At 67.2% G+C, this 22,448-nt stretch carries 17 protein-coding genes; 11 read left to right on the top strand and 6 right to left on the bottom strand.

The annotated features are described in order from the left end of the window. Positions 1-16 precede the first annotated feature (16 nt). From AC3WJI_RS03040 to AC3WJI_RS03030, 3 genes are all read left to right on the top strand, one after another. A complete protein-coding gene (locus AC3WJI_RS03040) occupies positions 17-1,693 on the top strand; it encodes a GMC family oxidoreductase (RefSeq protein WP_492755762.1) in 1,677 nt (558 codons plus the stop codon). Between the two features lie 72 nt (positions 1,694-1,765). Then, complete coding sequence (locus AC3WJI_RS03035) at positions 1,766-1,978, top strand: hypothetical protein (protein WP_492755761.1); 213 nt, start codon at positions 1,766-1,768, stop codon at positions 1,976-1,978. A gap of 63 nt (positions 1,979-2,041) precedes the next feature. After that, complete coding sequence (locus AC3WJI_RS03030; protein WP_492755760.1) at positions 2,042-2,857, top strand: formate/nitrite transporter family protein; 816 nt, start codon at positions 2,042-2,044, stop codon at positions 2,855-2,857. Here AC3WJI_RS03030 and AC3WJI_RS03025 read toward each other — a convergent pair. The 3 genes from AC3WJI_RS03025 to AC3WJI_RS03015 are packed head-to-tail and all read right to left on the bottom strand — an operon-like array spanning position 2,841 to position 8,709. Continuing rightward, positions 2,841-4,184: a peptide MFS transporter gene (locus tag AC3WJI_RS03025; RefSeq protein ID WP_492755759.1), complete on the bottom strand. Its 1,344-nt coding sequence runs from the start codon at positions 4,182-4,184 to the stop codon at positions 2,841-2,843. The genes AC3WJI_RS03030 and AC3WJI_RS03025 overlap by 17 nt on opposite strands. Beyond that, positions 4,181-5,974 (bottom strand): Svx/AvrXca family virulence/avirulence protein, encoded by a 1,794-nt coding sequence (locus tag AC3WJI_RS03020; protein ID WP_492755758.1) that lies wholly within the window; start codon positions 5,972-5,974, stop codon positions 4,181-4,183. The genes AC3WJI_RS03025 and AC3WJI_RS03020 overlap by 4 nt, the downstream gene beginning before the upstream one ends. Further along, positions 5,974-8,709, bottom strand: a complete 2,736-nt coding sequence (locus AC3WJI_RS03015; protein ID WP_492755757.1) for a DUF5695 domain-containing protein — start codon at positions 8,707-8,709, stop codon at positions 5,974-5,976. Before AC3WJI_RS03015 ends, AC3WJI_RS03020 begins: the two co-directional genes overlap by 1 nt. Positions 8,710-8,857: 148 nt before the next feature. On the opposite strand from AC3WJI_RS03015, the gene AC3WJI_RS03010 reads away from it, so the two are divergent. The 5 genes from AC3WJI_RS03010 (at position 8,858) to AC3WJI_RS02990 (ending at position 16,424) form a co-directional block, all read left to right on the top strand. Then, on the top strand, positions 8,858-9,604 hold the full coding sequence (locus tag AC3WJI_RS03010) for a FadR/GntR family transcriptional regulator (RefSeq protein ID WP_492755756.1): 747 nt from the start codon (positions 8,858-8,860) through the stop codon (positions 9,602-9,604). A 112-nt stretch (positions 9,605-9,716) separates the two neighbouring features. Next, entirely contained in the window at positions 9,717-12,101 is a 2,385-nt protein-coding gene (locus tag AC3WJI_RS03005) for a beta-L-arabinofuranosidase domain-containing protein (RefSeq protein WP_492755755.1), read from the top strand. Positions 12,102-12,124: 23 nt separating this feature from the next. Next, entirely contained in the window at positions 12,125-13,120 is a 996-nt protein-coding gene (locus tag AC3WJI_RS03000) for an Ldh family oxidoreductase (RefSeq protein WP_492755779.1), read from the top strand. A 2-nt stretch (positions 13,121-13,122) separates the two neighbouring features. Beyond that, complete coding sequence (locus tag AC3WJI_RS02995) at positions 13,123-14,874, top strand: DUF885 domain-containing protein (protein WP_492755754.1); 1,752 nt, start codon at positions 13,123-13,125, stop codon at positions 14,872-14,874. A 2-nt stretch (positions 14,875-14,876) separates the two neighbouring features. Next, positions 14,877-16,424, top strand: a complete 1,548-nt coding sequence (locus AC3WJI_RS02990) for a family 43 glycosylhydrolase (protein ID WP_492755753.1) — start codon at positions 14,877-14,879, stop codon at positions 16,422-16,424. A gap of 39 nt (positions 16,425-16,463) precedes the next feature. Here the strand turns inward: AC3WJI_RS02990 and AC3WJI_RS02985 are convergent, their stop codons facing one another. The 3 genes from AC3WJI_RS02985 to AC3WJI_RS02975 are packed head-to-tail and all read right to left on the bottom strand — an operon-like array spanning position 16,464 to position 19,740. Then, a complete protein-coding gene (locus tag AC3WJI_RS02985; RefSeq protein WP_492755752.1) occupies positions 16,464-17,339 on the bottom strand; it encodes a glycoside hydrolase in 876 nt (291 codons plus the stop codon). Beyond that, the gene (locus AC3WJI_RS02980) at positions 17,336-18,514 is read right to left on the bottom strand and encodes a M24 family metallopeptidase (RefSeq protein ID WP_492755751.1); all 1,179 of its coding nucleotides are present in this window, start codon (positions 18,512-18,514) and stop codon (positions 17,336-17,338) included. Before AC3WJI_RS02980 ends, AC3WJI_RS02985 begins: the two co-directional genes overlap by 4 nt. Then, on the bottom strand, positions 18,511-19,740 hold the full coding sequence (locus tag AC3WJI_RS02975; protein WP_492755750.1) for an NAD(P)/FAD-dependent oxidoreductase: 1,230 nt from the start codon (positions 19,738-19,740) through the stop codon (positions 18,511-18,513). The genes AC3WJI_RS02980 and AC3WJI_RS02975 overlap by 4 nt, the downstream gene beginning before the upstream one ends. Before the next feature lie 71 nt (positions 19,741-19,811). Here AC3WJI_RS02975 and AC3WJI_RS02970 point away from each other — a divergent pair, with 71 nt between their 5' ends. The 3 genes from AC3WJI_RS02970 (at position 19,812) to AC3WJI_RS02960 (ending at position 22,445) form a co-directional block, all read left to right on the top strand. Next, positions 19,812-20,726, top strand: a complete 915-nt coding sequence (locus AC3WJI_RS02970) for a dihydrodipicolinate synthase family protein (RefSeq protein WP_492755749.1) — start codon at positions 19,812-19,814, stop codon at positions 20,724-20,726. An 8-nt stretch (positions 20,727-20,734) separates the two neighbouring features. Then, positions 20,735-21,733, top strand: a complete 999-nt coding sequence (locus tag AC3WJI_RS02965) for a 4-hydroxyproline epimerase (RefSeq protein ID WP_492755748.1) — start codon at positions 20,735-20,737, stop codon at positions 21,731-21,733. 61 nt (positions 21,734-21,794) lie between these two features. Then, the gene (locus AC3WJI_RS02960) at positions 21,795-22,445 is read left to right on the top strand and encodes a GntR family transcriptional regulator (protein ID WP_492755747.1); all 651 of its coding nucleotides are present in this window, start codon (positions 21,795-21,797) and stop codon (positions 22,443-22,445) included. Positions 22,446-22,448 lie beyond the last annotated feature (3 nt).

The raw sequence follows: 22,448 nt of genomic DNA, 5'->3' as shown, positions 1-22,448 counted from the left end.
GCGAGAGGGAAAGAACATGGCTGCGACCAACAGGTTCGACGCAATCGTCATCGGGTCGGGCGTCAGCGGCGGCTTTGCGGCGAAGGAGCTGACCGAAAAGGGGCTGCGCGTCCTCATGCTCGACCGCGGCAAGATGGTCGAGCATGGCGAAGGCTATCCCTATGACGGCAAGCCCGCCTTCGACGTGCCCGCGCGCAACATCATGCCCGAGCCGCTGATCAAGAGCGACTATTTCATCGCCACCCACGGCTATGTGGCGCCGAGCAACCGCGGCTTCTACAATGACGACCGGCTGAACCCGTATGCGTTCGACGAGGGTGAGAAATTCTACTGGATCCGCCCGGGCGCGGTCGGCGGCAAGTCGCTGATCTGGGGGCGCTGGAGCTTCCGCTGGTCGCCTGAGGATTTCGAAGCGAACAAGCGCGAAGGAATCGATGGCGTCTGGCCGATCGGCTATGACGACGTCGCGCCCTGGTATTCCTATGTCGAGAAATATGTCGGCATTTCGGGCTCGCGCGAGAATTTGCCCTATCTTCCGGACAGCGAATTCCAGCCGCCGATCCCGATGAACATCGCCGAGAAATGGGTGAAGAAGAATCTCGAGGCCAAGTTCCCGGGACGCAAGCTGATCAACACCCGGCTGTCGAACATGACCGTCGACAAGCCCGAGCAGAACCGCACCAAGTGCCAGTTCCGCAACCAGTGCGGCAATGGCTGCTCGTTCGGCGCCTATTTCTCGACCCAGGCGGTCACCTTGCCCGCGGCGCGTGCGACCGGACGGCTGACGCTCCAGTCCGACGCGGTGGTCACCAACTTGGAATATGATGCTGCCAAGAAGCGCGTCACCGGGGTGCGCTTCGTCGATGCCAAGACCGGTCAGGCGCAGGTGGTCAATGCCGACCTCGTCTTCCTCTGCGCCTCGGCCATGGCGTCGACTCAGATCCTGATGAACTCGCGCGCAGCCGGCAGCGAGCGCAGCCATTTCGACAATAGCGGCACGCTCGGCAAATATGTGATGGACCACATCTTCCGGGTCGGCATCGAAGGCGACATCCCCGGGATGACCGACTATATCGAATATGGCCGCCGCCCGGGCGCCGTCTATATTCCCCGCTTCCGCAACATCGGCGGCGAAGAAGGCGTCGGGTTCAAGCGCGGCTATGGCTATCAGGGCGGCGCGCGGCGCAACCCGGCGCCGCCGGTCGGCTTCGGCGCGTCGATGAAGCACGGCATGCGGAAATACGCCCCTTGGAGCTTCGGCATGGGCGCGTTCGGCGAGTGCCTGCCGTACAGGGACAATCATGTGTCGCTCCACGCGAGCAAGGTCGATCGCTTCGGCGTTCCGCTGATGCGCTTCGACGTCCGCTTCCGCGACAACGAGCTCAAGATGATGGCCGACGCGCGGACCCAGGGCGAGGCGATGCTCAAGGGGGCGGGTCTGCTCAACGTTCGCAGCTCGGAGGACGAGCATGTCCCAGGCGACGCGATCCACGAGATGGGCGGCGCACGCATGGGCGCGGATCCGACCAAGTCGGTGCTCAACGGCTGGAGCCAGGCGCACGATGCGGCGAACCTCTACGTCACGGACGGCGCGCAGATGGCGTCGGTATCGTGCGTCAATCCGTCGCTGACCTTCATGGCATTGACCGCGCGCGCAGCCGATCACGCGGTCAAGCAATTGCGCAAGGCCTGATCGGACCTGGAAAAAATGTTCGGCACTTCTCGGTACGTTACGAGTTGAACCTAACGTAGATTAGGGAAGAGCATGGCGGACGAACGGGTCATTGCGATCGGGCTCCTCACGGCGCGCGATCTGGAACGGCTGGGCGCGGGTTTCGACCGCGCCTGGCCGGTCGACCAGGCGCCGTGCTTCGGCGAACTGCTGACCGCGATCGACGCAGCGGATCGTGCGTTGTGGCGCGCGCGCGACGAGGGGCGCCCGATCGTGCCGTCGCAGGGGCCGCGCGTCCGGCGCTGACGCGTCCAGCGGCGCGGAGCGCATCGCGATCCCGGTGCGTTGAGGCCTCTTACAGGAGGTCGAATGGCAGCCGACGAGCCAGCGCAGCAGGATGCCGAACAGCGCGAGGCGGAGGAGCGAAGCGCACCGTCGGCCCGTGTGATCCATGCCGCGGTGTCGGAGCAAGGCGAGGACGAGCTCAGTCGGCCGGCCTCGTCGCTGTTCTGGTCGGCGCTCGCGGCGGGGATCGCGATCATGGCGTCGGTGAGCGCGAGCGGCGCGATTCATCATTATCTGCCGGATAGCGAATGGCGCGAGGCACTGACGTCGCTCGGTTATCCGATCGGCTTCCTCGTCGTCATCCTCGGCCGGCTCCAGCTCTTCACCGAACACACCACCGTTGCCGTGCTCCCGTTCGCGCGCACGCCGAGCCTGGACGCGGCGATGCGCGTCGCGCGCTTATGGACGGTCGTCTTCGCCGGCAACATCGTCGGCGCGGCGGCGGTCGCCGCGCTCGCGGTTCATGGGCGGGTGCAATCCCCGGAAATGCTGCGCGGGATGGTCGAGGTTTCGGCCAAGCTGCTTGAGCGCGGCGCGCTCGACACGCTGATGCAGGCGATACCGGCGGGCTTCCTGATCGCGTCGATCGCCTGGATCCGCTCGGCGACCGAGGGAAGCGGGTTCTGGATCGTGTTCGCGATCACCTATGCCATCGCCTTGTGCGGCTTCGCCCATGTCGTCGCCGGCGCGGCGGAGGCGTTCGTGCTGCTCTGGCACGGCGAGGCGAGGATCGGCTGGGTGGTCCTCGGATTCCTCGCGCCTGCATTGGTCGGCAACATCATCGGCGGAACCGGGCTGTTCGCCCTGCTCGCGCACGTCCAGGTCAAGGACGAGATCTAGGCGGCTCGAGCACGCGATGCAGCGGCTTGCGCAGCACGAGGGTCAGCAGCGCGCCGGCGAACGCGATCGCGGCGTCGAGCGTCCAGAAGGCGGCGTTGTCCATCTTGTCGTAGAAGCTGCCAACCCAGCCCATGATCGTCGAGCCGGCGAACAGCGAGAGATAGGCGCCACCCATCAGCGTCGCGTTGACCTTGGCGGGCGCGGTCTGCGAGATCAATGCGAGCAGGATCGGCCAAAACCACATGAACGCCAAGCCCATCCCGATGAAGCCGGCGAGTGCCCAGAGCACCGACACCCGGCCGTCGGTGGCGACGAGGCAGCCGAGCGCGAACAGCAAGGCCGCGGCGCCAACGATCGCCGATCCGATCGCGATCTTGGCGATGCTTCCGGGCTCGCGCCCGCGCCGGGCCTGCCACGCCCAGAACGCCACCAGCGGCGCGGCGATCGCGATGCTCGAAAAGCTCTCGACCGAATTGAACCAGCTCGCCGGGACCGCACCGAAGGGCGAGACCAGGTGGACATGCTGGTCGATCCAGACGATGCCGATGTTCCAGATCATCGGATAGGCGATGTTGGCGGGGATGGTCAGCGCGATGAGCCCGATCAGCGCCCAGGTCCGGCGCCGCTCCTCGGCGGTCAGCGGGGGGAGGGCGGTACGGGCGACATGCCTGGGAGTGGCGTCGACGAAATGGCGTTGCCCGGCGAGGTAGATGCCGAACGCCACCAGCATCACCGCGGCGGCGAGCGCGAAGCCCGCATGCCAGCCATAGAGCGCGGCAACGCTCCCCGCGCCCAGCGGGCCGAGCACCGCGCCGATATTGATTCCCGTGGCGTAGAGCGTGAAGCCGCGGGCGCGCAGCGACTCCGCCTCGGGCGGATAGAGCGCGCCGACCTGTGCCGCGATATTGCCCTTGAGGCAGCCCGAGCCGAGGATCAACATCACCAGCGCGGCGAGAAAGCTCGCGTCGAATGACATCGCCAGATGCCCCGCGCTCATCAGCAGCGCGCCGAGGATCACGGTGCGCCTCGGCCCGAGCCAGCGATCGGCGAGCAACCCGCCGAGGATCGGCGTGAAATAGACGAGGCCGCTATACCAGCCGAAGATCAGCGAGGCGAAGGCCTGGTCGGTGATCGGGCCGCGAAACCCGAACAGCGCACGCAATTGCGCGAGACCGAGGACCTGCGCGGCATGATCGGGCAGCAGCAATTGCCTCACGAGGTACAGCGCGAGCAGCCCCGTCATTCCGTAATAGGAAAAGCGCTCGGCCAGTTCGGTGGCGGCGAGGAAGGCAAGGCCCTTGGGGTGACGCGTCGCTGATTCGGTCATTTGCGCCACACATAGTTCGGGGTTGCGGTGACTTCGGCCGGGGGGTGGCTCAGGGCAGCACCATGCTTCGGGTCGCTGACGGTCGCCTGGTCGACAAAGCCCGAAAAGCCGCCGTGCGCGAACGACGCGCCGCGCTGCTCGACATCGCCGATCAGCTGCGCGGTGCCCGAGAGCGTGATGTGCTTTTCGAGTTCGCCGATGCCGAGGAAGGTCGTGGCGACGCGCGCATCGTCCTTGACGATCGTATCGCCGCGGATCACCGACAGCGCCGCGATGCGCGCATTCCCGCTCACGTGTCCGCCATCGATCAAGGCATGGTCCTCGACCCGGGCATGATCGCGCACGCTGCCCGACAGGACCCGGGCATAAGGCCCGACATAGGCGCTCGCGTCGACCTGCGCCTCCGCCGCCACCCAGCCGCCGCCATTGGGATGGCGACGCCCGCCCGCGATCGGTGCAGGCCCGATCGGCATCGCGCCGGCCAGCTGGACCATCCACGGGTAGCGGTAGATCGAATGATAGGGCTGGTCCCAGCGGATGTGCTGGAAGTGCGCGGGCGTGGCGACGACGACCAGGTACAGGCTCCGGTCACCGGGCCGCAGCGCGAGGGTCGCCGCGCCGTCGGCGCCGCGCTGGAGCAGCGAATACCGGCTTTTGCCCGCAGCATCGACCGCGACCAGTCCCCAGCGCCAGTCCGAAGCGGCGGCGGGGAGCGTATCGGGCTCGTCGGCGAGCCCGGCCAGCGGAGCGGCAGCCGCGCGCTGGACGACCCCGCGGAAGGTCACGGTTACCTTGGCCGCGCCGGCATCGGGACGGAGTGCGACGATATTATAGCCCCAGCGCTGCGGCGCCCAGGCGGCGGGGACCGCGAAGCGGCGCTTGGCCGAGTCGATCGGGTCGAGCACGGTGGTGCGCAGCAGTCGGTCGCCGCCTTGCGGCTCGTACCCGCCATATTCGCGGCGGTAGATCGCGCCCTGATCCGATCCGTCGGGGTTGGTATAGTCCCAATTGGCGTTGTGCAGCGCCCAGTCGCCGAACGCATCGTTGAGCTGCGACACGCTCCACCCCTGGTTGCGCATCAGCACTTCGAGCGGGTCGGCCTGCGTGGCGCCGGCGCTCCCCTGCTTCGGGGCCTTGCGCCAGATGTCGTTCACCGCGGCATAGCCGAAGCGGTCCTTGAGATATTCTAGGAACTGCCAGTTGCAGTAACGCACCCGGGTCGAGCCGTAATAGAGGTGCGGATAGTTGACCGACAGTATCGAGCAATGCGTGTTGCCGCGGAATTCGGGAAGCTGGGTCGCCATCCAATTGGCATGGCTCTCCCACAGCCAGCCACCATAGGGCGTGTCTCGGAACGATCCGGTGCCGCCCTGGAGCGAATGGGTCAGTTCGTGCGCGAGGCCGAAGCGGTCCTTGAGCCCGCCCGGCCCGATCCACATGCCGATATTGCCGGCATCGTCGACCCCGCCGGTGAGGCCATAGGTCGCGTCGATGAAGATGTTGGCCTTGCGCTTCGCCGCCACGGCGCAATCGGGCTCGGGAAAATCGAGCGTGCCGATGAAATAGGACCAGACCGCCTCGAGATGCGCGCCGGCGGCCTTGGCGACGTCCAAGGCAACGAGATCGTCTTTCCAATGAAAGGCGAAGTGGGGCGTCTCGTAGCGCAGCGGCAGCCTGGCGTTGGGGTCGGCGGGATTGGTGGCGACCGGCGACCATGTGCCCGTAACGCACGCCGCATGAGCATTGCCGCTGCCGAGGACGAGCGCCAGCCCCAGGGCGAGGCACCGCATCAGCGCGGGCTGAGCTTGACGAAGGTCGGCGCAGTGCCGAGCGGGATGGTGTAGCCGTCGCGTTCCAGCTTGCCGGTCGACGGGACCAGCGGCTTGGCGCCTGCGACGGTCGTCTCGATCCGCAAGCGCGCGTTCGGCGTCGTCGCGGTCGCCGGATCGAGCATCAGCGTGATCGCGCCGTTGACCGGAGTGTAGACGACATTGGCGATCTTGCCCGCGTCGAGCGTGATCCAAGCCCCCGCCGGCGCGACGAACAGGCGCGCGCGTGCGCCGTCCTTGGGCTGAACCTGCACCCCATCCTTGCCCATCGTCACGTCGCCGCCGAAGCCGAGCCAGCCGAAGGTGGGATCGTTGACCAGATAGGTGGCCGCGGTCAGCGCGTGGCCGTAGAAGCCCATGCCGTAATCGCCGCTGATCGGGTCCCATTTCATCATGTCGGGCCAGGCGTGGAACGCCGCGGACGAGAAGCCGGTCTGGTCGATATTGGTGATCCCACCCATCATCCCGCCATAGGCAACGCGCAGCAGATGCAGGTCCTTGGGGTTCTGGCGATAGGCGTCGAACAGGGGAACGGCGTTGAGCGCCGACCCGTAATGATGAATCTGGCGCTCGATCCGCGAATATTTGCCGCCGTAGAGGAAATCCCAATAGCGCCGGGCATTGCCGTTATAGCCCCAGCTCGGGATCGTCGGGTCGTAGCCAAGGATCACTTCGCGGGTGATGTCGGCCTGGGGCTGGTAGCCGAAATAGCGCATCCATGCATAGACTTCGGGCTGGCCGGTCGAATCCCACGGCATTTCCGATCCGAACGGGAATTTGAGCGTCCGCCAATGATCGGCGCGCTGCTTCATCAGCCGCTCCATCTCGGTCGCCTCGGCGGTCAGCCCCTCGCGCTTGAGGTCCTTGAGGATGTCGACGAAGACATCGCCCTCCATCAGCCCGAACTCGGCATAATAAGGTGCGTCGCGCATCATCGCGACGGTGGTGACGTAGGCCTTGTCGAGATACCAGCGCCAGTCATGCGCCTTGACCAGCCCCGGATGGTTGCGCGCGGTGCGATAGAGCACCCAATGGCCGATCGCGACGTGCGGATAATTGTATGCGCGGCCGAGATCGTTGGCGTCTTTCTCCTTCCACGAGGTCCACGACTTCCATTTGTCGGGGTCCCGGTAAAGATTGGGGAACTTGACCGGATCGTAATAGAACAGGCTCTTCTTGACCGCCCCCTCATGAGGCCCGCCGGCGACCTGGAGGTTGCCGACCACCGTCTCGGTGACGAGGCGCTCGAGCCGGGCGACTTCGGCCGGATCGGGATTGTCGAGCTGCTTCATCATCGCCGCGACCCAGGAGCCGCCGCCGCCCTCGTCGCTCATCCCCGAGACCCAGACGCGCGGGTCCTGGTCGACGATTCGTTTGGTCTCGTTGTCATAGGTCAGGATCGCCGGCGAGCGGCCGAACGGATCGCCCTTGCCCTCGAACCATTGCTGGGTGGTCGAGAAGCGCCCGAGATCGGCCATCGCCTGCTCGAGCGGCTTGGTGACGAAATAGCTGACCGTCTGGACCTGCCCGTCGGCATAGGTCAGCGTCAGCCGCGCCTGGCCCCATTGCCGGCCGCGGACGTTGAGCCGCGCCCAGCCCTTCTGATCGCCCGCCGGCGTCGCTTCGACCGCACCCGCCGGCCAACTCTCGATCTTCCGGATCGCGCTCGGGGCCTTGACGAACAACGTCGCGCCTTGGTCCTTCGGGACGACATAGCCCGGGATGCCGACCGCGACCGGGCGCTTGCTGGCGACCAGCACGTCCTCGATCGCGCGGATATTCGGCGCCTGCGTCATCCGCACGCCGACTTCGATCGTCTGCCCGGGCGCGAGCGTGCGGCTGGTGGGGGCGTTCCATTGCTCGCCGGCATCCTTCCACTCGCGCGCCGCATAGCCGAGGCTATGGACGGTCCAGTCGTAGAAACCTTCCGATGTCTGGCCGCGCTGGCTCCTGTCGGTGAAGATCGAGTCCCTGGCCTCGCGCGGGTTCTTGAGCGGGGTATAGGCTTCGAGCGGGCTGCCTTTCTCGGGAAGGATGAGCAGCGCAGAGCCCTGGCCGTTGAGCCGAGTAACCTGCAGATAGCCGGCGTCGCGGCCGATATAGGGATCGACGAAGCTCGCCTCGGCATGCGCCTGGTCGAGATTGCGATCGGTGATGATGTTGTCGAACACCATCGGCATGCCGAGCGCGCCGATCTCGAGTGGCTGCCGCGCGGTATTGGTGATGCGGAAGCGCAGGGCCAGCAATCCGGCCTCGTCGGCCCAGCGGCGCTCGACCCTGAACGGCGCGTCGGCGCCCATCGACTTGGTGATATCGGCAGCGGCGAGTACCCTGCCGCCGGCGGGCAGCAGCCGGATCGGCTTGCGCGCATGCGCCGAGGCGAAGTCGCGCCATTCGCCGCCGGGCGCGCGCACGCGCAGATTAAGGTCGCCGATATGATTGTAGCCGTCGCCGGCACGCTCGGGCTCGCGCGCGGTGGGGACGAAGCTGAACGTGGGCTCGGCGGCGGGCGAGAGGCGCGCGAGCGTCTGGGTGTCGCTGCGCAGCCCGACTTCGAAGCCGCCGACCTTGTACGCAGTGGTGTGGATCGGCGGGTAGGCCGGCTTTGGCTGTTCCTGCGCGAACAGCGCGGGAGCGCAGACCGACGCGGCGCTTGCGAGCAACAGGGCAGGACCGAGCAGGCGGACGTTACGCATGATGTCTCCGATGACGTGCCGATCACCGGCCCCAATGACAAAGGCATATCACGCGAACGCATTAGCTCAACAAAATTATACGGTATAATGTATGACGGATTGTATTTGCGTTCGCATACGATAGCGTTGTCGGCGGAGAGGGGGCGGCGTGCCGAACTATAGCACCCATATCAGGAAGGGCTCGTTGCTGCAGAGCGTCAGCGCGCAGCGGCTCAAAGGCTCGCTCGCGCAGCAACTCGCGGTGATGATTCTGTCGGGCGAGCTGCCCGAGGGCCATGTCTTCCCGAGCGAGCTCGATTATGCCGAGCAGATCGGCATCTCGCGCCCCGCGCTGCGCGAGGCATTCCGGATGCTGGCGGCGAAGGGGCTGGTCGACAGCCGGCCCAAGGCGGGGACGCGGGTGGCGCCGCGGCGGCAATGGAGCCTGCTCGATCCCGATCTGCTCGCCTGGCAGTTCGAGGCGGCGCCGAGTCCGAAGTTCGTTGCCGACCTGTTCGAATTGCGCATGGTGGTCGAGCCCAATGCTGCAGCATTTGCTGCGCAGCGGCGGAGCGAGCTGCAACTGGCGGGGATGCGCGAGGCGCTCGACGCGATGGCGCTGCACGGGCTGGCGACCGAGAAGGGGCGCTTCGCCGACCAGCGCTTCCACATGGTCATGATGGAGGCGACGCAGAACGATGCGATGATCGCGCTGGCGAGTTCGATCCTCGCGGCGATCGCCTGGACGACGATCTACAAGCAGCGCAAGCGCGCATTGCCGCGCGACCCGATCCCGGATCACCGTGCATTGTTCGATGCGATCGCGGCAAGCGATGTCGCGGCGGCGCGCGCTGCGATGACCGAGTTGGTCCGGCTGGCGCTGGCGGATACCGAGGTCTCGCTGCTCGACGATTGAACTGCCTAATCCTCCCCCGCCAGGGGGAGGATAGTATGCTAGAAATCCAAACCGGCGGGATTGACGCTCCTTATCCGCTTGCTTAATCGTATACGGTATTCAGGAGATCATGATGCAGACGATGCGCGCTTCCCGCCGTGAGTTGATGTTCGGAGCCGCCGCATTGGCAGTGACGGCGCAGGCGGGGATCGCGCGTGCCGCCACGGCAGGGGCGTTCGCACCCAAAAGCGTCAAGCCGCTGCCGCTCGCCGCGGTGCGGCTGCGCCCATCGGACTATGCCACTGCGGTCGAAGTCAATCGTACCTATCTCCATCGCCTCAGCCCCGATCGGCTGCTGCACAATTTCCGCAAATATGCCGGGCTCGAGCCCAAGGCGGAAATCTATGGCGGGTGGGAAAGCGACACGATCGCCGGCCATACGCTCGGCCATTACCTCACCGCGATCACCCTGATGTGGCAGCAGACCGGCGATGCCGAGCTGCGCACCCGCGCCGATTATATCGTCGCCGAGCTCGCCGAGGCGCAGGCCAAGCGCGGCACCGGCTATGTCGGCGCGCTGGGCCGCAAGCGGAAGGACGGCACCGTCGTCGACGGCGAGGAGATCTTCGGTGAAGTGATGAAGGGCGAGATCAAGTCCGGCGGGTTCGATCTCAACGGCTCCTGGTCGCCGCTTTACACCGTGCACAAATTGTTCGCCGGGCTGCTCGACGTCCATGGCGCCTGGGGCAACAAGCAGGCGCTGGCGGTGGTCGAGGGGCTAGGCGGCTATTTCGAGCGCGTCTTCGCGGCGCTCACCCCCGCGCAGGTCCAGGAAGTGCTCGGCTGCGAATATGGCGGGCTCAACGAGAGCTATGCCGAGCTGCACCAGCGCACCGGCAATCCGCGCTGGCTCAAGATGGCCGAGACGCTCTACGACAATCGCGTACTCGATCCGCTGAGCAACCGCGAGGACAAGCTCGCCAATTTCCACGCCAACACCCAGGTGCCCAAATTGATCGGGCTCGCGCGGATCTACGACATCACGCATGACGAGAAGCGCCGCACCGCCGCGACCTTCTTCTGGGAGCGCGTCACCGGGCATCACAGCTTCGTCATCGGCGGCAATGCTGACCGCGAATATTTCTTCACGCCGGACACGGTCGCCGACCACATCACCGAGCAGACCTGCGAGCACTGCAACACCTACAACATGCTCAAGCTCACCCGCCATCTCTACGCCTGGCAGCCCGACGGCGCCTTGTTCGACTATTATGAGCGCGCGCATCTCAACCACGTGATGTCGGCGCAGGACCCGGCGACTGGGGGCTTCACCTATATGACCCCGCTGATGACCGGCAGCGAGCGCGGCTATTCGACCGTCGACGACGACGCGTTCTGGTGCTGCGTCGGCAGCGGCATGGAGGTCCATTCCAAGCACGGCGAGTCGATCTTCTGGGAAGACGATTCCGGCGGGCTGATCGTCAATCTCTACATCCCCGCCGATGCCGCCTGGGCCAAGCGCAACGCCGCGCTGACGCTCGACACCAATTACCCGTTCGCGCCCGAGAGCACGTTGACCTTCAACAAGGTCAAGGCCGGCCGCTTCCCGGTCGCACTGCGCGTGCCGGGCTGGGCGGCGGGCAAGGCGGCGGTCACCGTCAACGGCCAGCCGGTGCAGCCGGTATTCGAACGCGGCTATGCCGTGGTCGACCGGCGCTGGAAGGCCGGCGACAAGGTCGCGATCAGCCTGCCGCTCGATCTCCGCATCGAATCCGCGCCGGGCGACGAGAACACGGTCGCCGTGCTCAGCGGCCCGATGGTGCTCGCCGCCGATCTCGGCCCCAAGGAGACCAAATGGGAGCAGGCCGATCCTGCCCTGGTCGGCGCGAACTTGCTCGCGGCGTTCATGCCGCGCGACGCTGCCAAGGGCATCTTCGACACGCGCGGCGTGGTCCGCCCCGCCGACCTGCAATTCGTGCCCTTCTATCGCCAGTACAACCGCCGTAGCGCGACCTATTTCAAGCGCTTCTCGGAAAGCGCCTGGGCGGCCGAGGAGAAGGCCTTCCTTGCCGAGCAGGCACGGTTGAAGGACATCGCCGCGCGCTCGGTCGACGTGATGTTCCTGGGCGAGATGCAGCCCGAGCGCGACCACAACCTGACTTCGGACATCTCCTATCCCGTAACCTATCGCGGCCGGCAGGGGCGCGATGCGCGCTCGGGCGGGTTCATCGAGTTCGGCCTCAAGACCAAGGACGGCCCGCTGATCCTCCAGGCGACCTATTGGGGCGGCGAGCGGAAGCGCGACTTCGACATCCTGGTAGACAATGTGAAGGTCGCCACCCAGACACTCAACGACGACCGGCCAGGCAAGTTCTTCGACGTCGAATATCCGCTGCCGGTCGCGCTGACCAAAGGCAAGAAATCGGTGCAGGTGCGGATCGTGCCGCACGATCGCAGCACCGCCGGTCCGATCTTCGGGGTGCGGCTGTTCACCGCCAAGCCGGGCGCCGGAGTTTGAGCGAGGCAGCGGCCGGCGTCGCGATGACGCTCGACGAACTGCGCGAACTCGCCCGCGCCAAATTGCGCGCGGCGGGGCTGGCCGGCGAGCATGCCGATGCAGTCGCCGAGACGATGGTCGCGGGCGAGCGCGATGGCTGCGCGAGCCACGGCATCTACCGGCTGCTCGTCGCGGATCGCAGCATCCGCGCCGGGGTGGTGGTGCCCGATGCGGTGCCGCAGGTTTCCGAACCCAAGACCGGCCTGGTGCGGGTCGATGGCGGCGGTGGGTTCGCCCAGCTTGCCTTCGAGCGTGGCATGCCGTTGCTGGTCCAGAAAGCCCGCGCCAACGGTATTGCCGCGCTGGCGCTCAACAACGTCGTCCATTTCGCTGCGCTCTGGCCTGAGGTCGAAGCGTTGGCGGGGCAGGGGCTGGTCGCACTAGCGTTCACCCCCAGTCACGCCTGGGTCGCCCCGGCGGGTGGGACCAAGCCGGTGTTCGGCACGAACCCGATCGCGTTCGGCTGGCCGCGCCCGGGACGCGAACCTTTCGTGTTCGACTTCGCGACGAGCGCGGTCGCGCGCGGCGAGATCGAGCTGCACCGGCGCGAGGGCAGGGCGGTCCCACAGGATTGGGGCTATGACACCCAAGGCAACCCCACCACCGACGCCGAGGCAGTGCTGAACGGCGCGATGCGGACCTTTGGCGGGCACAAGGGCTCGGCGCTCGCGGCGATGGTCGAATTGCTCGCCGGGCCCCTGATCGCCGACATGACCAGCGCCGAGTCGATCGCCGCCGACCATGGCCGCGGCGGCTCGCCGATCGGCGGCGAGTTGATCCTCGCGATCGACCCGGCGGGGTTTCTCGGCGACGCGGTGCAGGACCATCTCGCGCGCGCCGAAGCGTTGTTCGAGGCGATCGAGGGGCAGGGCGCGCGGCTGCCGTCGCAGCGGCGCTACGCCGCACGCGTGCGCAGCCTTGCCGAGGGTGTGACGATACCCGCCGCACTCTATGCGGACATCATGGCGATCGGAGGTTGAGCATGCAGGCATGGCGCAAGGCGGCGATTTTGCTGGCGGGAGCGGCGACGTTGACGGCTGCGGCGCCGGCTCCGGGCCCCGACGCGCAGTTTCGCAAGCTCTACACCGAGGAATATGCCTGGCGGCAGCGCCAGCAGGCGCCCAACGAGGACAGCCCCAAGGACCAGAAGCTCGGCCTGCCCGATATCGGTCCCGCCGCGCAGGCCGAGCGGCTCGCGCGCTGGACCGCGACCAGCGCTGCGCTCGCCCGGATCGACCCGGCCAGGCTCTCGCCTGCCGAACGGGTCAACTACGCGGTGTACAAAGGCCAGATCGAGGCGCTGCTCAACGAGCAGAAGTTCCGCGACTATGAGAAGCCGCTCAACGCCGACAGCAGCTTCTGGGGCGACCTCGCCGGATCGGCGCGCGACGATTTCGTCCGCGAGGACGATTATCGCCGCTACCTCGCGATCCTGCGGGATATCCCGCGCTATTTCGACCAGCAGATCGTCAACATGCGCGCGGGCCTGAAGCGCGGCTTCACCCCGTCGCGGATCACGCTCCAGGGCCGCGACGCCGGCGTCGCGAAGGTCGCGCAGGCGAAGTCTCCGGCGGATTCGCCCTTTTACGCGCCCTTCGCCAAATTCCCCGCCGGCATGCCCGCGGCGACCCAGGCCAGGCTGCGTGCCGAGGGTGAGGCGGCGATCCACGACGCGGTGGTGCCGGCCCACGCCAAGTTGCTGCGTTTCCTGCGCGAGGAATATATCCCCGGCGCCCGCACTGCGCTCGCCGCCAACGACCTTCCCGACGGCCGGGCCTATTACCAATCCAAGGTCACCGAATATACCACGCTCGACCAGACTCCCGAGCAGGTCCATGCGATCGGCCTCGCCGAAGTCGCCAAGATCCGCGCGCGGATGCACGACGTGATGCGGCAGGTGGGGTTCAAGGGCGACCTTCCCGCCTTCCTCAAGTTCCTCCGCACCGATCCGCAATTCTACGCCAAGACCCCCCAGGCGCTGCTCGACCGCGGCGCGTGGATCGCCAAGACCTTCGACGGCAAGGCCTCCAAATATTTCGGCCGGCTGCCGCGCAGCCGCTTTGCGATCATTCCCGTGCCCGACGACATCGCGCCCTTCTACACCGGCGGTCGCGGTGGGCCGGGGGTGTACCTGATCAACACCTATAACCTGCCGGCGCGCCCGCTTTACTCGCTGCCCGCGCTGACCCTCCACGAAAGCGCCCCCGGCCACGCCTTCCAGATGCCGCTCGCCGCCGAGAACAAGGACCTGCCGGCCTTCCGCCGCGACACCTATCTCTCGGTCTATGGCGAGGGCTGGGCGCTGTATTGCGAGGCGCTGGGCGAGGAAATGGGGATGTACCAGACGCCCTACGAAGTGTTCGGCATGCTCTCTTACCAGATGTGGCGCGCGGCGCGGCTGGTGGTCGATACCGGTATCCACACCAAGGGCTGGACCCGCGAGCAGGCGCAGCAATTCCTCCACGACAATACCGCGCTCGCCGATCACGAGATCGAGACCGAAGTCGACCGCTACATCGCGTGGCCGGGGCAGGCGCTGAGCTATTATACCGGCGAACTCGCGATCCTGCGCGCCCGTGCCCGCGCCGAGAAGGCGCTCGGCGCCAAGTTCAACCTGCGCGCCTTCCACGATGCGGTGCTCGCGCTCGGATCGGTGCCGATCCCCGAGATCGACCGCCGCATCGACCAGCTCATCGCCGAGGGCGGCAAGGGCCCTTATCCCGACGAGGAATGACGATGCTTAGATTGCCTGGCTTCGCAGCGGCGCTGGCGCTGCTGCCCTGCGCTGCCTGCGCGCAGACCATGACGGTCACCGGCAAGGGCAATCCGATCCTCGCCGACGGCCGCTTCTACACCACCGATCCGGCGCCTTTGGTCGATGGCGACACGCTCTACATCCTGACCGGGCGCGACGAGGCGGAGCCCGAGGTCAACGACTTCATCATGCCCGAATGGCAGTTGCTCGCCAGCCGGGATCCGGCGTCACGCACATGGCAGCACACCCCCGGCTTCCTTCGACCCGAGAACGTCTTCGCCTGGGCCGAGCCCGCGCGCGCTTATGCCGGGCAGATCGTCAAAGGGGTCGACGGGCGCTTCTATCTCTACGCGCCGGTGCTCGAGCGGAACAGCCATGCCAAGGACCGCTTCGCGATCGGCGTCGCGGTGGCGGACACTGTGCGCGGGCCCTGGAAGGACGCCCACCCCGCCGGGCCGATCATCTCGCAGAAGCTGCCCGAGCCCAACACGATCCAGAATATCGACCCGACCGTCTTCGTCGACGAGGACCAGCGGGTCTATCTCTATTGGGGCACCTTCGGGCAGTTGCGCGCGATCGAGCTCGAGCGCGACATGGTCACGCCCAAGGGGCGCGAGGAGAAGGTCGAGGGGCTGACCGGCTTCTTCGAGGCGCCGTGGCTGTTCAAGCGCAAGGGCGTTTATTACCTGCTCTATGCCGGCAACAAGGCGGGGCCTGACAGCGACTGTACCCCGGCGGTCTATTATGCCTGCCAGGCTTGGGGCACCGCGACGTCGCCGCTGGGGCCGTGGACCTATCGCGGCGTGGCGCTGCGCCCGGTCTCGTCGACCACGTCGCATGCCGGAATCGTCGAATTCAGCGGCAAATGGTATATCGCCTATCACACCGCCGATGCGGCCGGAGGCGGACATTTCCGCCGCAGCGTCGCGGTCGACGAAGTGCATTGGGACGACAGCGTCTCACCCGCGGCGATCCGGCCGGTGGTGCCGACCCGCGCGCCGCAGCCGGCGCCCGCGCCGACGCGCAATATCGCGGGGTCGGCCTGGGCGCTGTCGTCGAATGTGGTGCCGGTGCAATATTGGATCGCCGCGCTCAACGACGGCAAGGTCCGCGCCAATCCATTGCCACCCGAGATGTGGGGAACGTGGAACGGCAAAAATCCGGCGCGTCCGTGGATCGAGTATCGCTGGCAGAAGCCGGTGACGATCGAAGGATCGCGGATCCAGTTCTTCGCCGACCAGCCGGCGGGGTCGGGGATCGGCGTCGCGCCGCCCGCGGCGTGGCATTTGGAAGTTTGGGACGGCGCGTGGAAGCCGGTGAGGGGTACTTACGGCGCCGCAGCCGGAGCGTTACAGCAGGTCCGCTTCGCGCCGGTTACGACGCGGTGCCTCCGCGCGGTGTTCGATGCTTCGAGCGCCGGCGGAAGCGTCGCCGGAGTCGGGGTGCAGGAATGGGAAGTGCTGGCGCCGACCGCGCGGGTGCCGGCTGCTGGGCCTAAGGTCGCGCCGCCAACCTGCGGTCCCAACTAAAAAGCCTCTCCCCTTCAGGGGAGGGGCTTTTCCGCAAAGTCAGCAAACCTCCGCCGTGCTCTTCGGGATCGGCCCCGGCGGCACCCGCGCGGGGTGCTTGTAGAACGGGTCCCCCGGCAGCCGGTGCCGCTCGCCATAGACCGCGCGGAGCACCGCCGCGAGCGCCGGATCATGTCGTATCAGGTCGCGGTGCGACAGGATCCGCACCCCGTCCACCACCGCGAGCTTGTTCGAATTGAACCAGAATTGCGTGCCCTCGGCCCAATATTCCTGGATCGTCGTCGATCCATACTCGCCGGTCCACAGCCCCTTGGCCTGCGCCGCGGCATAGGCCGCCTCGACCCTGGCGTAGAGCGCAGGGTCGACCGCCTGCACCGCGTCGAGGATCGCGTGCGAGAATTCGTGGACGAGGATCGTCTCGCCGAAATATTTGGTGCCCGGGATGGCAAGCAAATTCTCGGTCGCGGCGCTGGTCAGCAGCCCGCCCATTCCGCGCGCACGCCGGGCCCAATAGTCATAGTCGCTCAGCGTGCCGATCCGCTCCGCATAGAGCTTGCGCTCGCAGCGGGTGAGCCGCGGATCGTCGATCGTGGGCTTCTTCCAGTCGCGCTGCTCGGGCACGTCGAGCGTCTGCTCGTTCACGCCCATGACCATCACGCGCTGGCCGGCGCGCACCAGTTCCCGCGCCAGATCGGGTCTGCGCGCGAGCATCGCCACCATCATCCGCCGCGCCACCTGCAGCGCCGCATCGGGCACCGCCGCCGAGGACGAGATCGGGATGCCGTCGGCATCGGTCGACTTGACGTAGAAGGCGTCGAGATTGAGCGCCGCCGGCGGCGGGCCGGCCGGTGCCGGCTTGCCCGCACAGGCGGCGAGCGCGGTGGCCGCGGCGAGTGGAAACAGCGCGCGCCTCATGCGAAGGGCCGATCGAGCGAGTGCTGCGGTTGCGTGAACCAGGCCGCGCCCGTCTCGGTGACGACCATATGGTCCTCGAGCCGGATGCCGTAGCGCTCGGGCACGACGATCATCGGCTCGTTCGAGAAGCACATGCCCGGCGCGAGCGGCGTGCGGTCGCCGCGGACGAGATAGGCCGGCTCATGGATCGCGAGCCCGATGCCGTGCCCGGTGCGGTGGGGCAAACCGGGCAGGCGATAGTCTGGGCCGAGCCCCGCTTTCTCGAGCACCGCGCGCGCCGCATAATCGACACTCTCGCAGGTTTCGCCCGGGCGGCAGGCGGCGAAGGCGGCGGCCTGCGCTTCCTTTTCCAGGTCCCAGGTCGCACGGATGTCGTCGTCGACCTTCCCGAAAGCATAGGTGCGCGTGATATCCGAATGATACCCGTCGATCGTGCAGCCGGTATCGATCAGCACCAACTGGCCCTCCTCAAGCGCCTGATCGCCGGGCAGGCCGTGCGGGTAGGCCGTCGCGTTACCGAACTGGACCGCGCAGAAGATCGAGCCCGCGGCGCCCAGCGCGCGGTGCGCATCGTCGATGAAGCGCTTGACCGTGCTCGCGCGAACGCCCGGCGCGAGGATGCGTGCGGCGCGACGATGGACTTCGAGCGTCATCGCCTTGGCCTGCTGCATCAGCGCCAGTTCGGTCGCGGATTTGACCATGCGCAGCCCGTCGATCACCTGCGCGGCGGAGACCGGGCGGAATGTCGCGCGCAGCGGCTCGGACCAATGAAACGGCAGCAGCGGGTCGAGCGCGAGCGTCGCGCCGGGCGTGAGGCTGTCGCCGATCAGCGCCAGCGGATCCTCGTCCTCCTCCCACAGCAGCAATTCGGCGTCGATCGCCAACTCGGCTTCGAGCGAGCCCCGCTCGAACGCCGGGCAGAGTATCCACGGCTTGCCGTTCACCGGGAGCAGCATCGCCACCAGCCGCTCCGTCGGCGACCAGGACACGCCGGTGAAATAGCGCAGGCTCGGCCCGGCATTGACCAGCAGCGCATCCGCACCGATCGCCGCCAGCCGCGCGCGGGCGGCGTCGAGCCGTGCGTCGCGTTCCGTGCGGTCGATCCGCGGTGCGGGAGTCTGCCAGGGTTCCAGCGCGGCGAGCTCCGCCGCGATCGTCGAGCCGCCGATGGTCATGCGCGTCCTCCTTTTCCGCCGAAACGTTCGAGGTCGAACGGCGTGAGATCGATATCGGGTTGCGGGCCCGCCGCGAGCGCGACCACCAGTTCGGCGGTGATCGGCGCGAGCGTCAGGCCGAGATGCTGGTGCCCGAAGGCATAAAGCAGGTTGCCCGCGCGGCGCGAGCGGCCGATCGCGGGGAGATAATCGGGCAGGGTAGGGCGCGCGCCCATCCAGCGCGTGAAGGGAGGGCGCATCGGCAGCCCGAGCTCCGCGACATGCCGTTCGAGCCTTTCCCATTTGCGCGGGTCGGGCGGAGCATCGGGCCGCGCCAGCTCGACGAAGCTCGCCGCCTGGACGGTGTCGGCATAACGCGTGACGATCGTCGAGCGGTCCTCGAACACGATCGGCGGCAGGTCGGCGGGCCAGCCGTCCGCCGCGGCGCGAATATGATAGCCGCGCTCGGCGAGGATCGGGGCGCGATGGCCGGCGCGCTCGACCAGCGGCTTGCTGCCGATCCCGGCGGCGACGAGCACGAGGTCCGACGCATGGCCGGGCACCTGCGCCTGTCCACGCTCGACGACCAACGCGGCCTTTTCACGCAGGATCTGTCCGCCCAGCCGGAGGACATCCTGCTCGAGCGCAGTGGCGAGCGCGTCGAGATCGCCGACCTGCCCGGTTCCTCCGAAATGCAACGCGCCTGCGATCGACGCCTGGGTGACCGTCTGGATGCGCGCGATATCCTCGGCTGCGGCATGCTGGACACGGGCCGTGCCGATATCCGCGGCCTTCCACGCAGCCTTGCCGGTTGCAGCCTTGGCGGCGTCGCTCCACACCAGGAAATGGCCTTCGGTCTTGACCAGCCCGGCCGCCCAGGGCGCGCGCTGCCAGGCCGGGAGCGCCTCGGCGAGCAGCGAGCGCAGCGCGTCGCTGCCGGCGCGAAAGCGGTTCGGCCGGGCGGCGGCCAGGAAGCGCAGGGCGAAAGGCAGCCACGCGCCCGCCTCGCGTGCCGGCAGATCGAGCGCACCGCCCGCGGCGAAACGCCGGCCCCAGGCCGAGCGCAGGCTCGCGCCCGACGCGAGCGGCGCCACCTGCTCGGTCGCGATATGCCCGGCATTCCCCCACGACGCCGCTTGGCGCGCCGCATCCTGCTCCAGCAAGCGGACCTGGTGCCCGGCGCGCAGCAGCGCCGCCGCACAGCTCAGCCCGACGATGCCACCCCCGATGATCGTAATTCGGCGCAACCAATGATCCTCTATTGCAACGCAAAAACCATTATCGTATACGTTATTCGACTTCAAGAACGGGGTACGAGATGACGATCGGTTGGAAGGGCGTTTTTCCCGCAGTGACGACTCAGCTGAGGGAGGATCTTTCGATCGACCTGGCCGATACCCAGCGCGTAGTAGACGATCTGATCCGCGACGGCGTCACCGGCGTGATCGCGCTGGGGACGGTGGGCGAGAACAATTCGCTCGATTTCGCCGAGAAGGTCAGCGTGCTGAACGCGATCGTCGAAGTCGTGAATGGCCGGGTGCCGGTTATCACCGGCGTGTCCGAATATGACACCCGCCGGGCCGTCCGCTACGCCCAGGCCGCCGAAAAGGCCGGTGCCGACGGGCTGATGCTGCTTCCTCCGATGGTCTATGTCCCCAAGCCGCACGAGATGGTCGCGCACTTCAAGGGCGTCGCCGACCAGACCGGGCTGCCGATCATGCTCTACAACAACCCGCCGGCCTATCGTTCGGTGATCGACAACGCGGTGCTGGAGGCGCTCAAGCCGGTCAAGAACATCGTCGCGGTCAAGGAATCGGCGCCTGACACCCGCCGCTTCACCGATTTCCGCAACGACTTTGGCGATCGCTACGTGCTGTTCGCCGGGCTCGACGACGTCGCGCTCGAGGGTCTGTTCCTCGGCGCGCAGGGCTGGGTCTCGGGGCTTACCAACGCCTTCCCCAAGGAATCGGTCGAGCTGGTCGCGGCCTATGAGCGCGGCGACTATGCCAAGGCGCTCGAAATCTATCGCTGGTTCATGCCGCTGCTCCATCTCGACGCCGAGCACGACCTCGTCCAGTCGATCAAGCTCGCCGAGCAAGTGATGGGCCGCGGCTCCGAACGCGTGCTGCCGCCGCGTCTCCCGCTCGAAGGCGCACGCCGCGCCGAGGTCATTGCCATGGTCGAGAAGGCGGCGGCGACGCGGCCGACCCTGACCGTCGCCCAGGCTGCCTGACGCACGCGATGCGGCATACCTTCTTCTGCATCGACGGCCACACCGCCGGCAATCCGGTCCGGCTCGTCGCCGGCGGGGCGCCGTTGCTCAAGGGCGCGTCGATGTCGGAGAGGCGGCAGGACTTCCTCGCACGCTTCGACTGGATCCGCACCGGCCTGTGCTTCGAGCCGCGCGGGCACGACATGATGTCGGGCGGGTTTCTCTACCCGCCGACCCGGGCCGATGCCGATATCGGCATCCTGTTCATCGAGACCTCGGGCTGTCTGCCGATGTGCGGGCACGGCACGATCGGGATGGTCACGTTCGGGCTGGAGCACGGGCTGATCCAGCCGGCCGCGCCCGGCAAATTGCGGATCGAAGTCCCCGCGGGCGTCATCGACGTCGCCTATACCCATGAGGGCGACAAGGTCACGTCGGTGCGGATCACCAATGTGCCGGCCTATGTCGCCGCGACCGGGATTCATGTCGACGTCGAGGGCATCGGCCCGCTCTCGATCGATGTCGCGTACGGCGGCAATTATTATGCGATCATCGAGCCGCAGGTGAACTACACCGGGCTCGACGATCTCGGCGCGTCGCAGCTGGTCGATCTCAGCGGCCGCATCCGCGAGGCGGTGCGCTCCCAGTTCGAGCCGGTCCATCCGCTCGACCCGACGATCCGCGGCGTCAGCCACATCCTTTGGGCCGACAAGCCACGCGGCGACGGCGCCGACGGCCGCAACGCGGTCTTCTATGGCGACAAGGCGATCGACCGCAGCCCATGCGGCACCGGCACCTCGGCGCGCCTCGCGCACCTAGCGGCGCAGGGCAAGCTCGCGGTCGGCGATCGCTTCGTCCACGAAAGCTATATCGGCAGCCGCTTCACCGGCCGGGTCGAGGCCGAAACGCACCTCGGCGATCAGCCGGCGATCATTCCCTCGGTCGAGGGCTCGGCGATCGCCACAGGCTTCAACACGATCTGGATTGATCGTGCCGACTCATTCTGGAAAGGGTTTCAGGTCAAGTAATGCTTCCGATTCCGCGCCGTTCGATCGAACACCGGCGGTCCCATTTCCAGGAGAAGCGGCCATGAGCATCGTCGTCCGTACGCTGGCCGAGCGTGTTTTCGAGATCGTCCGCGAGCAGATCGTCACCGGACAATTACGCGACAATTTGCCGATCCGGCAGGACGCGCTCGCCACCGAATTGGGCGTCAGCAAGATCCCGCTGCGCGAGGCACTGGCCCGGCTCGAGCATGAGGGGCTGCTGACCAGCCACGCCAATCGTGGTTATTTCGTGCAGCCGATGTCGGCGAGCCAAGTCGACGAAATCTATGTCCTCCGCCTCGCGATCGAGCCGCCCGCCGCGGTCTATGCAGCCGAGCGCGCGACCGAGGCCGATCGCGCGCTGGCGATCGAGGCGTTCGAGAAGCTCGACGGCGCCGCGGCCGACAATCTCGCCGAAGTCGCGGTGCGCAACCGCGATTTCCACACCGCGCTGGTGCGTCCCGGCGGCCGGCTGCTGACCACCCAATTGGTCGAGCGCCTGTCGATCCTCGCCGAGCGCTATGTCGTCGCGCACTTGCAGCCCGCGGGTCGCGAATCGCGCGCGCATAACGAGCATCAGGATCTGCTCGACGCCTGGCTCGCGCGAGACGGCGCCAAGCTGACCGCGTTGCTCACCGGGCATCTGCGCGGAACGCTCGACGATCTGCGCCAGCAATTCGATTCCGTGACCTAGACG

This window comes from Sphingomonas sp. FW306-1B-B10E, assembly GCF_058782005.1.
This window is presented reverse-complemented; position numbering and strand designations above follow the sequence as displayed.

Coding starts and splice junctions, on each gene's coding strand:
- AC3WJI_RS03040 (WP_492755762.1), top strand. CDS start 17: ATGGCTGCGACCAACAGGTTCGACGCAATCGTCATCGGGTCGGGCGTC.
- AC3WJI_RS03035 (WP_492755761.1), top strand. CDS start 1,766: ATGGCGGACGAACGGGTCATTGCGATCGGGCTCCTCACGGCGCGCGAT.
- AC3WJI_RS03030 (WP_492755760.1), top strand. CDS start 2,042: ATGGCAGCCGACGAGCCAGCGCAGCAGGATGCCGAACAGCGCGAGGCG.
- AC3WJI_RS03025 (WP_492755759.1), bottom strand. CDS start 4,184: ATGACCGAATCAGCGACGCGTCACCCCAAGGGCCTTGCCTTCCTCGCC.
- AC3WJI_RS03020 (WP_492755758.1), bottom strand. CDS start 5,974: ATGCGGTGCCTCGCCCTGGGGCTGGCGCTCGTCCTCGGCAGCGGCAAT.
- AC3WJI_RS03015 (WP_492755757.1), bottom strand. CDS start 8,709: ATGCGTAACGTCCGCCTGCTCGGTCCTGCCCTGTTGCTCGCAAGCGCC.
- AC3WJI_RS03005 (WP_492755755.1), top strand. CDS start 9,717: ATGCAGACGATGCGCGCTTCCCGCCGTGAGTTGATGTTCGGAGCCGCC.
- AC3WJI_RS03000 (WP_492755779.1), top strand. CDS start 12,125: ATGACGCTCGACGAACTGCGCGAACTCGCCCGCGCCAAATTGCGCGCG.
- AC3WJI_RS02995 (WP_492755754.1), top strand. CDS start 13,123: ATGCAGGCATGGCGCAAGGCGGCGATTTTGCTGGCGGGAGCGGCGACG.
- AC3WJI_RS02990 (WP_492755753.1), top strand. CDS start 14,877: ATGCTTAGATTGCCTGGCTTCGCAGCGGCGCTGGCGCTGCTGCCCTGC.
- AC3WJI_RS02985 (WP_492755752.1), bottom strand. CDS start 17,339: ATGAGGCGCGCGCTGTTTCCACTCGCCGCGGCCACCGCGCTCGCCGCC.
- AC3WJI_RS02980 (WP_492755751.1), bottom strand. CDS start 18,514: ATGACCATCGGCGGCTCGACGATCGCGGCGGAGCTCGCCGCGCTGGAA.
- AC3WJI_RS02970 (WP_492755749.1), top strand. CDS start 19,812: ATGACGATCGGTTGGAAGGGCGTTTTTCCCGCAGTGACGACTCAGCTG.
- AC3WJI_RS02965 (WP_492755748.1), top strand. CDS start 20,735: ATGCGGCATACCTTCTTCTGCATCGACGGCCACACCGCCGGCAATCCG.
- AC3WJI_RS02960 (WP_492755747.1), top strand. CDS start 21,795: ATGAGCATCGTCGTCCGTACGCTGGCCGAGCGTGTTTTCGAGATCGTC.